Source organism: Pedobacter rhizosphaerae (assembly GCF_900111155.1).
Taxonomy (GTDB): Bacteria; Bacteroidota; Bacteroidia; order Sphingobacteriales; family Sphingobacteriaceae; genus Pedobacter; species Pedobacter rhizosphaerae.
The window spans coordinates 1-9,815 of record NZ_FOGG01000066.1; the positions used below are offsets into that span (position 1 = coordinate 1).

Consider the following 9,815-nt stretch of genomic DNA (forward strand, 5'->3'; position numbering starts at 1 on the left):
TCTCTGATAAATGTTTCTTCTCCTGTAATCGCGCTTACTCTTGACAGAACTCATTCAGATCTCCCGGGGTAAAACAATCTACTTCCTATGGATGTGGCCCCTGTATTTACGTAATAGTCCCCGTGCAGTATTGGGCTTCTGTTTGTATGGCAACATCACCCGGACTAAATACGCCTTATATACAGTTTCTGTTCGTAAGCCCCCATATTTGCCGCGGACTTCCTTCAGATTCGCAGTCACCCACGACACCCTTGTCTCTAGCTAACACTTCCTACTGCAAAGCGTGTTCGGGACTCTAACCCTATAGTCGATTGCCATGCCCGGCGCACCATAAAAAGGAGATAAGATCGCTTTAACGATCTTATCTCCTGTATTGATATCAATTGTTTTCTATGCGGGGACCTTTCTTGGCAACTCTCGATCCCAAAAGCGGTGACGCGAAATCATTTCGGCAAAAAGATCACTTAATTTACTGGGGTCTTCGGAAACCAATACCCCTTCTTCCAGTGCTGTTTCCGCAGCATATTTCTCTGGAAGTTTTTTGAAGAAATAACTCGCTTCGATCACTTGAATCGCTGCCTTATCTACTGCGATCGCTTTACAATGTTTAAAGGCCTGGTTCAAAAAATGTACGGCATTGGCCTCTGCTTCCAGCGTGGCCACACTGTTAGCTCCCGCAGGAACATAAACCGCATCATATAGAACCGAAGCAGCCGTTAAGAAGCTCTCATCAACAGCAATTTGTGTATCATCCATCGAAATGATAAAACCAAGCTTAGGGGCGATGACATGTACTACGGCACCTTTCGATACCAGAGTATCTTTGACCTTTGACAAGGCCTTTCCGTCCACCCCATCGGCGGCAAGAATAGCAACCTTGCGCGTCGACACGCTATCCTTTACCGTGCCAGCCATACTCAGGGCATCGGATTTGAAGGGGCTTTCTTTAACCTGTTCAGGAGTATAACTGGCTTTATCCGCATCTGCTGGAATGCTTCCGTTAAGTTCCGTTAAGGAAATATTAGGCACAGACAACCCCAACGCGTAAGCCACCTCTGCGGCCAGGCCAGCATCTACATGGGCTAATAAAGCTAACATCCGTTCCCGTATCTGAACCATTTTCACTTTACCAAGTTCAAAGCTGAAAGCATCCAACAGGTGGTTTTTTTCTGCATCAGACTGGCTGTTTAAAAACAACCTGGCCTGAGAAAAGTGATCGAAAAAACTTCTGCTCCTGGCCCTGATTTTCTGCGCATCTATCCTTTCGTTATGGCTAACATACCCTCCGTCGGCCGCGGTAACCTGGTGGGGATCATTTTCAGCAATACCATTTGGACCATAGCTGGTCTTGCCCCTGTTAATGGTTTGCCGCATATAACCATCCCTTTGATTGTTATGTACCGGAACTACGGGCCTATTGATTGGGATCTCCTGAAAATTAGGGCCTCCAAGCCTGATCAACTGGGTATCTGTATACGAGAAAAGCCGGCCTTGAAGTAAAGGGTCATTGGTAAAATCAATTCCGGGTACTACATGCCCGACGTGAAAAGCGACCTGTTCTGTTTCCGCGAAAAAATTCTCCGGGTTTCTGTTCAGTGTCATCTTTCCTATGCGTTGGACTGGGACAAGTTCCTCCGGTATGAGTTTGGTTGGGTCAAGGAGATCGAATCCATATTTAGATTCATCTTCCTCGGGAACAATCTGCACGCCTAGTTCCCACTCGGGGAAGGCGCCTGCCTCAATTGCATCCCAAAGGTCCCTCCTGTGAAAATCGGGATCTTTACCCGATATCACCTGGGCTTCATCCCAGGCAACCGAATGCACTCCCAGAAGAGGTTTCCAGTGGAACTTAACAAAACTTGATGTCCCCGAAGCATTGATCAACCTAAATGTATGTACCCCAAACCCTTCCATCATGCGGTAACTTCTTGGAAGTGCACGGTCGCTCATTAACCACATAATCATCGCAGAAGACTCTGGCATATGGGAGATGAAGTCCCAGAAAGTATCATGGGCTGAGGCTGCCTGTGGGATTTCATTGTCGGGCTCGGGCTTTACCGCATGGACCAAATCAGGAAATTTAACCGCATCCTGGATGAAAAATATAGGCATGTTATTGCCCACCAGATCAAAATTGCCCTCCTGGGTATAGAATTTTACGGCAAAGCCCCTAACATCACGGGCAAGGTCTGTAGAACCCCTGGAACCCGCAACAGTGGAAAACCGGACAAAGACGGGGGTTTCAACGGTAGGATCACAGAGAAATGCTGCCTTGGTAAAAGCTGACATATCCTCATAAACTTTAAATACTCCATGAGCACCCGACCCACGGGCATGTACCACCCGTTCAGGTATCCGCTCGTGGTCAAAATGGGTGATTTTTTCCCTCAAAAGAAAATCTTCGAGCAATGTTTGCCCGCGGTCTCCGGCTTTGAGAGAATTCTGATCATCATTAATTTTCACCCCGGTGTTGCTGCTCATCTCTTTTCCAACTGATTGGGCAACAAAGGATTCTAACTGCTCAGTTTTTTTGTTTTCCTGCTGATGAACAAGCGGAATCTTATTGGTTATTTTCTTTGCCATTATTTTTAAGATTAAGCCTCTTGAGCTGCCTGATAATTGATTTCATTTTCCGCTACTGCTGATAATTTCAAATCGGCAGCTTTTTCTTCCTCCAGTGTCTGCGCCAGGATCTCTGCTATTTCTGGTAAGCCAAGCGTATTCGCCAACTGGTAAAGGCCGCCATAACTTGCGATTTCATAATGTTCCACCTTTTGCCCTGCCAGAATGATTCCCACCTCACGCGTGGCTGTCCCCTGGGTAGTACTTTCCACAATTACTTCCCCTTCTCTGACAAGTCCCTCCATAGCATCGCATTTTTTGGCTATAGGGTCTTTTCCCAAAAGTTTAAAAATCTGCTCCAGACGTTTCACATGTGTGCGCGTCTCTTCCAGGTGGTTGCTGATGGTATTTTTCAGTTCCGCAGCACCTGCTGCTGCAATCATCTTAGGCAGGCTTTTGACCAAATGGTTTTCAGCCCAATACAAATCACAAATGCTATCGGAAAAAAGCTCCAGCAAAGCTGGGTCATTGTCCGATTTAGTTTTGGTGGCCAACTTAGGCTCAGTGCCGGTGTCTTTCTTTTTCATGGTATATTTTAATTTGATAGTTTCTGTTTCCCGTCATTTAGCGAACTCATTGGTTATCCTGGCTGATAGATTACGCTTATCCCCCTATCGGTATCATGCTTCACTAAAGCTTTTATCATACCGATACAACTCTAACAACAGCAAAAAAGTTTAGCACCAAGCCATAAATCACAGGGATATACAAATGAATATCCTGTTTCAAACTTTTATCTCTATTCAGCAGTTTAAGGGGTATGGAAAACCTAAATGAATACCTTATACTGGCAGCCAGAAAAGGTGAACTGGATGTTGTAAAGGAAATTATAGAAATGGGCGCAGACATCAATCATCATGACCAAAAAGGTTATACCCCACTCATTATTGCCTGCTATAATAATCGTTATGAGACCGCGGAATGGCTGATTGAATCCGGGGCCCTCATTGATGCCGCTGATTACGGCGGTAATACCGCGCTAATGGGCGTAAGTTTTAAAGGCTATAAAGACATCGCCGGCCTGTTAATTAAGAACGGGGCCGGTTTAGACCTTCAGCATGGGAATGGTGGCACCGCACTGATGTTTGCCGCTATGTTTGGCAGAAACGAGATATTGGAATTGTTACTGGCCAGTGGGGCTGATCCGCAAAAAACAGATATCCGAGGACAGACCGCCCTAACTTTTGCCCAGATGCAGGGCAATGAGGAGGGTTTGCGAATCTTAACAGCGGTAAGCTAATTTGCCCAATGATATAGCAGCGCGCAAGATTTGGCAAGAAAAGTTAAGTTACTATCCAATCAGGAGTTTTTTATGTCCCTGTGCTGGTTCAAGTCCTATACCGCAAAACAATTAAACTTTTCCGGACAATTTAATGTTCATCTTTCAAATAACTGACAGAGCAATCCCTCTGCTTATAAAAGATAGCCTTATGGAAAATAACCCTTTTACCTTTCTAATCCTTGCAGCAGTAGTTGCGTGTATTGCCTGGACCATCACTAAAGAAGAAGTCTTCAGGGAATCGCGGGAATTTTGCTCGCTAAAGTCCAAATCCTGTAACAGAATCTGGAAACGAAAGTTCTTTTACGTGTTTACCTGCGAATATTGTTTCAGTCATTATGTAACCCTTTTATTGCTGGTCATTACCGGATACAAGTTGATATATACCGACTGGGTGGGTTTGGTGATTGCAGGATTCACTATTGTCTGGACAGCGAATATCTACATGAGCTTATATTCTCTGATCAGGATAGACCTTAAAAAAGAAAAAATCGAAGCCGAAAAGACTGAACTTCAACTTAAAAAAATAGAAAACACCAATCAATAGCGGAGGCAGAATACACCACCAACCTGTACACAAAAAAGTTACACAACCTGAAGAGATTAGCTAATTAACTTCACCTTCTTTTGTGAGTTGTAGTTATAAGGGCAGAATCTGACTATCGTGACCGTTAAGGTACAACTGGTATATATCCGGAATCTGCTCCCAGATTATCGAAGCTTCTTGATGGCAGCATCTAAATTCAAGTAATCTTGCCAGATCCAGTAATTTACTTCACTCAGAACTTTCTTTAAGATAATGGCTAAGTGGAAGTATAATCAAAAATGGTTTTCATATTATCTCTTTTAGCGGTTAAGCGCGTGGTAGAAAGTGTTCATGTCTAATCAAGCCACAATGTTTAGAAATCCCCAATCACTTTCAGATATTTCATTCTGCTTTTTTTAAATTGTCTTGTTTTTCTTTAGGTTCATACGATCCGTCATCCTGACGATTGATGCTTGCCTCTCCACCTACACCACGGTAATCAACATCTGCAGGGAGCTCAGTTTCTTTCTTTAGTTTTCGAGGAATTTCTTCAACATTCATTTTATCTTTTTCCATTTTTTGTAGTTCTGGTAACAGTGCTATACTACTCCAACCAGGTAATGCAGGAAAAGGTTTTCGATTTTTGTTTACCTTGACAAAAACTTCACGATTAAATTCTGAAAGACAACAAATTTCAAATAACACCAACTGAAATTTTAGGTGGGCTTAAAATCTTGCTAATACAGTATTACTTTCAGTAATAGATCTAAACTCTTGAAAACTATTAACCTCTTTTTCCTGTTGTCATGAATATCAGACCGTTAGAAACAAGCAATGAAAGCGAAGGATCAAAATCAGGTTAAGGGAATCCATAGTGGCCAAGGTATTGGCAAAGTGGGCAGAATATTGATTTCCGCTATCTGTGGAACTTCAATGATGACAGTTTCCAGCAAGCTCATGTCGCTGATTGGACAAAACTTCAGTGAGCCCCATCACCTTGGGAAAATGATATCCAGGCTCGACCCTGTTTTTTCGAAAAACACAGACAAGGCATTGGGATGGACGGCTCATTTGGGTATGGGCGCAGCTTTTTGCAGTGTTTATTCTTCTCTGTTTGATTCAGGAGTTAAACCAAATCTAAAAAACAGTATCCTGCTTGGGCTGATCAGCGGGGCAGTGGGAATGGGGATCTGGAAAGCAACCTTTAAGCTTCATCCTTTCCCTACCTCTATCAACCCTGGACGCTTTTACCTTCAACGCATGCCCGCTCATATTGTTTTTGCTGTGTTTGCTACGCTTAGCTACCGCCTGCTGGTTCAGCAAAAAGAAGAAAAAATACAATCAAGCCCCCAATGTCGTCTAACGGAGTGACAGAAACCTGAATAATATTCTGGTAGACTGGATATTTTATACACCATCGTAAACCTCGTGTGGGTTCCTAAAAGATTGCATCAATCCTTTTCGCAATGCTGGCGAAGCTGCTTGGGGCCTTGCGGCCATATAAAAGCGGTAGTCTGCTTCTTCCAACCCAGGTTTTTATAAAAACGGTCGGCACCCGGCGCGGCACTCAGGTTAACAAAGTGATAATTTTTTAACTGATCATTTAAAGCAGTGACCAGATACTTACCCAAGCCTTTTCCCTGGTATGCGGGATCTACTACAACATCAGCAAGCATGGCATAATATCTTCCATCACCTACAATTCGCCCAAAAGCGATAATTTCCTCTTCTTGACAGATAAAAAGCGTAGTGGTACTCATACCAAAAGCCGTTTCTATTTCATCACTCAAACGATGCTTCCAATTGATTTTCTGAAACAATTCCAGCACCCGCTGCCAGTTGATGGTGGTTAAATCTGGATTGAGCTGATAATGATAATCAGGAAGTTTTTCTGGTACTCTCATTTGCGTTGAAATAGTTGTTTAGAAAATAGAAATCAGATTGAGGTCACTTAAAACGAGTCGAAGATTTTACAGGCATATCGCTTGGAGGACTATTGACTAGCGGCATACAGCCACAATGGGATAACGTTTTGGAATCGCTGCCGTATCATTACTGCGTTCTACATATACGATTATCCCCGTAATAAAGGTGGCAAATATAAGGCAAACCAAGAGCCACTCAAATGAATCTAACTTTCTCATCATGCTTATAACCATTGATTACCCGAGAAAGTTTTGAAACCAAAAATTCATTTTATCAGGGCTATTAAACAATAATTAGTGCCTGGAGATCATAACCTTACATAGTTTCACTTTTGCTTTCCTCAAGGCTTCCCTGAATACCTTATCACGTTGGAAGTTGATTTGAGTTAGAACCAGTCGCTCATAACTTACCTCAAAACTGTCGGGTTCAAAGGGCCAGGGCATAACAATTAGCCGTTCTTGTTGCTGAAAAAACTGAAAAGAAGTACCGCTGGGTCCAATACTGATTTCCGGACGGCGCTCCTGTGGCGGAATTTGGTTCTGGCAAATGAGCAATGAAAACGCATCATAGAATTCAAGCAATGCGTAAGAGCTATCTATCTCAGCTTTGCTACTACCAGATTCTTTAATCCATTGCTTTTCCAGTTTTTTAAGGCTTGTCAAATAAGGCCTGGCCGAGGGTTCGGATCTGTGAGTAAAGGAAATATGTCTCGCAAAAAGCAGCGCGATGAAACGGCTTTTACTTAAGCCATTATCCATCATTTCCTTGCAAGTCGCCAAAAACCGCCTTAATAAAAGTTCAGGTTTCATCTGGCCAATGAACCATACCGATGATCCCTATAATTGATGCACATTATCTGATGCTACATAAAGACGGCCATCTTTATGCAGCAAACAACTCATTTCTATATAGCCAGTTTTCCGCTCATGCATTGATTGAGAAAGAAATCAAAGCTGCCTTTAACCTCCGGCGGATAACATCTAAAAAACAGAGACTGAAAAAATTTCAGGCAATAGTGAAAATTTTTCAGTAAAAATGATTTTTTTTCAGTTTAAAAACCTCCTCAGTCCCTTCAAAATGCCACTGATAGGCATTGGCACAACACTTGATTAACATAAAACGGAACTGAAACCTAGAGAAAAGTTTCCAAAGAAAATAATTAATTAATAGTCCATTTAAATTTTAAAACTAAAAGGAGAATCAACTATGACATTGGTTAAATTCAATCCAGAAAAAAAGAACAACGCATTATTACCAGGTTTTAATGACATCTTCGAGTCGGTTCTTGGCGACACATTCTTTACTGAGCGTCGAATGAACAGTGTACCGGCAGTCAACATCTCAGAATCAAGCGAAGCTTACCAGATTGAGCTTGCAGCTCCCGGGCTCAAAAAAGAAGACTTTAAGGTTTCAATAGAAAGAGATATGCTTACCATTTCGACTCAACATCAGGAACAGACTGCTGAAGGCAAAACCTACAACCGAAAAGAGTTCAGCTTCTCAGCTTTCACCAGGGCATTTACATTGCCTGAATCTGCTGACACTGAAAAGATCAGGGCCAGCTACAATCAGGGTATACTGAAACTGGAGCTCCCTAAAAAAGAGGAAGCTAAAGCAGTCTCCCGACAGATCGAAATACAATAACATAAATGCCGCTCATGCGGCATTTATGCCTTTAGAGGTTTTCATTCATTTTTCACCTATCTCAAGAACTTGTTATGAAAAAGAGTTTTATCATTTCGCTCTCCCTGCAAACACCAAATGGTGCATTGCCTTATGCCAAATTCTCCCTGGGCACCGATCAGCAAACAGCGACCTCCATATTTGCTATGTTAAAAGGTAAAGCCGAAGTATCAAAACCATGTGGTATAACGGTGCAACTTTTGGAAGAAATCGGCGAATTGCCTGTGCCCATCGGGGTGATGGTTTGCAATGTGGACGAGCTCAAAGAAAACGTAGCTTTGATTTCAAAAGAACTGTTCCGGATTGCCCACCTGGAAAACACAGGATTTCCGCTGCCTCAACCCTAACCTTTCACTTGAAAGAGAAAAGGTTTATTCAGATAAAAACATTTAAATCATTGATATATATTTTCAAAGCAAAAACAAGAACCTGAAATTAGATTAGGATAAAAATTAGAAGTGGGTTTTTGGAACATGAAAGCATAAACAACTTTCAAAATAGCAGATTGACCACCAACATTGGGCAAGAACCAGTTTCGTTGAAATATACATTCAAGGATAACCTTGGTGGAGATTATCTAATGATTAAAATATCATTACAACATACTTTGCTGTTATTTATTACTTGATCACACACATGATCTTTTCCACCCCGTTGAAAAAGATTTTTTCTTTTTAGAACAGTAATGGGATGCTGGGTTTTACCGCTTTAATTTGCATTGGGGTCAATTTTAGCGGTTCTTACCCGAGAACAATAGCAGTCCCAAACCTACAGCTATTCCAATACAGAGTCCAAGTTTTGTTTTCCTGGAGGGCACAGGTATGACGGTTTCTCCATAGATCTGATATGGCGGTGCAGAGGCTTTTAGTACATTTCCGCTTGTTGGTTCGCCATCCTTGATTTCCATCATCATTCGCATCCCGGATGAGGCGGTATTGACGAGTAGTTTTGGCAAAATGCCATGCATGGTCTTGAGTGCCCAGGAAGCAAAATCAGGGAATTTATCTCTTTTAGGGTGAATAGCGAGTTTAAGAAGTTGTTGGGCAGTATCACGGGGGTCGGCTGCGAATGGCGGGATCTTGAAATCCAGTCCGGAATATTTGGCAGAGTGCATATTACCTGTGGACCGCTGGATCTGTGGGTAAAGGTTGCAGACGTGGATATCGGGCTCGTTGGACAATTCACCCTGCAGGCATTCCATCATGCCCTTGATACCGAATTTAGTGGCTGAATACACTGCGCTGTATGGAGCTGGCATAAATCCGCCAATGGAGACATTGTTGATCAATATGCCATAGCCTTGTTGTTTAAATATAGGGATAACCGTATGCGCACAGTTGAGATAACCAAGTAAATTGGTCTTGACCACCTGGTGACTCACTTCGATAGGTATTTCTTCGAATTTGCCACTGGCCATTACCCCGGCATTGTTTACCCAGTAATCGATCTTTCCGCTTAAGGCCAGTGCTTGCCTAGCGAGCGTTGCCACCTGGGTTTCATCTGAAACGTCTGTGCTGATACCAACGGCATTCGCGCCCAGGCTTTTGCAGTAGGCTACCGCCTCGTTCAAAGCATGCTCTCCCCTTGAAGCAAGCACGAGGTTACAACCAGATATGGCGAAGGCTTCGGCGGTGGCCAGTCCTACCCCACTGGATGCTCCGGTAATGACTACTGTTTTACCAGAAAGGCTGGATGTTGCGTTATGTTTTTGCATAGTGATAATTGATCAAGGTATTCTATTCTGCAACACCAGATTTACTGAAATGTTTGCTGGTGTTG

11 protein-coding genes are annotated in these 9,815 nt (G+C 42.8%); 5 read left to right on the top strand and 6 right to left on the bottom strand.

What is annotated here, in order from left to right; translation table 11 throughout:
* Window positions 1-390: 390 nt before the first annotated feature.
* Both BMX11_RS23750 and BMX11_RS23755 read right to left on the bottom strand, forming a co-directional pair.
* The gene (locus BMX11_RS23750; protein ID WP_090890010.1) at window positions 391-2,583 is read right to left on the bottom strand and encodes a catalase; all 2,193 of its coding nucleotides are present in this window, start codon (window positions 2,581-2,583) and stop codon (window positions 391-393) included.
* A gap of 11 nt (window positions 2,584-2,594) precedes the next feature.
* Window positions 2,595-3,149, bottom strand: a complete 555-nt coding sequence (locus BMX11_RS23755) for a YciE/YciF ferroxidase family protein (RefSeq protein WP_090890013.1) — start codon at window positions 3,147-3,149, stop codon at window positions 2,595-2,597.
* 233 nt (window positions 3,150-3,382) lie between these two features.
* Between BMX11_RS23755 and BMX11_RS23760 the strand changes: the two genes are divergently transcribed.
* Together BMX11_RS23760 and BMX11_RS23765 are read left to right on the top strand one after the other, a co-directional pair.
* On the top strand, window positions 3,383-3,862 hold the full coding sequence (locus tag BMX11_RS23760; protein WP_090890016.1) for an ankyrin repeat domain-containing protein: 480 nt from the start codon (window positions 3,383-3,385) through the stop codon (window positions 3,860-3,862).
* Between the two features lie 190 nt (window positions 3,863-4,052).
* A complete protein-coding gene (locus BMX11_RS23765) occupies window positions 4,053-4,448 on the top strand; it encodes a hypothetical protein (RefSeq protein WP_090890037.1) in 396 nt (131 codons plus the stop codon).
* Between the two features lie 381 nt (window positions 4,449-4,829).
* Here BMX11_RS23765 and BMX11_RS23770 read toward each other — a convergent pair whose 3' ends face one another.
* Window positions 4,830-5,132, bottom strand: coding sequence for a hypothetical protein (locus BMX11_RS23770; RefSeq protein WP_139180262.1), 303 nt, complete (start codon window positions 5,130-5,132; stop codon window positions 4,830-4,832).
* Window positions 5,133-5,261: 129 nt separating this feature from the next.
* Here BMX11_RS23770 and BMX11_RS23775 point away from each other — a divergent pair, with 129 nt between their 5' ends.
* Window positions 5,262-5,798 (top strand): hypothetical protein, encoded by a 537-nt coding sequence (locus BMX11_RS23775; RefSeq protein ID WP_090890020.1) that lies wholly within the window; start codon window positions 5,262-5,264, stop codon window positions 5,796-5,798.
* Window positions 5,799-5,878: 80 nt separating this feature from the next.
* On the opposite strand, the gene BMX11_RS23780 is transcribed toward BMX11_RS23775, so the two are convergent.
* Together BMX11_RS23780 and BMX11_RS23785 are read right to left on the bottom strand one after the other, a co-directional pair.
* Window positions 5,879-6,331: a GNAT family N-acetyltransferase gene (locus BMX11_RS23780; RefSeq protein ID WP_090890023.1), complete on the bottom strand. Its 453-nt coding sequence runs from the start codon at window positions 6,329-6,331 to the stop codon at window positions 5,879-5,881.
* A gap of 315 nt (window positions 6,332-6,646) precedes the next feature.
* Entirely contained in the window at window positions 6,647-7,162 is a 516-nt protein-coding gene (locus BMX11_RS23785) for a DUF3891 family protein (protein WP_090890026.1), read from the bottom strand.
* 397 nt (window positions 7,163-7,559) lie between these two features.
* Between BMX11_RS23785 and BMX11_RS23790 the strand changes: the two genes are divergently transcribed.
* A complete protein-coding gene (locus BMX11_RS23790) occupies window positions 7,560-7,997 on the top strand; it encodes an Hsp20/alpha crystallin family protein (protein WP_090890029.1) in 438 nt (145 codons plus the stop codon).
* 74 nt (window positions 7,998-8,071) lie between these two features.
* Window positions 8,072-8,383 (top strand): hypothetical protein, encoded by a 312-nt coding sequence (locus BMX11_RS23795; RefSeq protein WP_090890032.1) that lies wholly within the window; start codon window positions 8,072-8,074, stop codon window positions 8,381-8,383.
* Between the two features lie 383 nt (window positions 8,384-8,766).
* On the opposite strand, the gene BMX11_RS23800 is transcribed toward BMX11_RS23795, so the two are convergent.
* The gene (locus BMX11_RS23800) at window positions 8,767-9,750 is read right to left on the bottom strand and encodes an SDR family NAD(P)-dependent oxidoreductase (protein ID WP_090890034.1); all 984 of its coding nucleotides are present in this window, start codon (window positions 9,748-9,750) and stop codon (window positions 8,767-8,769) included.
* Window positions 9,751-9,815 lie beyond the last annotated feature (65 nt).

Coding starts and splice junctions, on each gene's coding strand:
- BMX11_RS23750 (WP_090890010.1), bottom strand. CDS start 2,583: ATGGCAAAGAAAATAACCAATAAGATTCCGCTTGTTCATCAGCAGGAA.
- BMX11_RS23755 (WP_090890013.1), bottom strand. CDS start 3,149: ATGAAAAAGAAAGACACCGGCACTGAGCCTAAGTTGGCCACCAAAACT.
- BMX11_RS23760 (WP_090890016.1), top strand. CDS start 3,383: ATGGAAAACCTAAATGAATACCTTATACTGGCAGCCAGAAAAGGTGAA.
- BMX11_RS23765 (WP_090890037.1), top strand. CDS start 4,053: ATGGAAAATAACCCTTTTACCTTTCTAATCCTTGCAGCAGTAGTTGCG.
- BMX11_RS23775 (WP_090890020.1), top strand. CDS start 5,262: ATGAAAGCGAAGGATCAAAATCAGGTTAAGGGAATCCATAGTGGCCAA.
- BMX11_RS23780 (WP_090890023.1), bottom strand. CDS start 6,331: ATGAGAGTACCAGAAAAACTTCCTGATTATCATTATCAGCTCAATCCA.
- BMX11_RS23785 (WP_090890026.1), bottom strand. CDS start 7,162: ATGAAACCTGAACTTTTATTAAGGCGGTTTTTGGCGACTTGCAAGGAA.
- BMX11_RS23790 (WP_090890029.1), top strand. CDS start 7,560: ATGACATTGGTTAAATTCAATCCAGAAAAAAAGAACAACGCATTATTA.
- BMX11_RS23795 (WP_090890032.1), top strand. CDS start 8,072: ATGAAAAAGAGTTTTATCATTTCGCTCTCCCTGCAAACACCAAATGGT.
- BMX11_RS23800 (WP_090890034.1), bottom strand. CDS start 9,750: ATGCAAAAACATAACGCAACATCCAGCCTTTCTGGTAAAACAGTAGTC.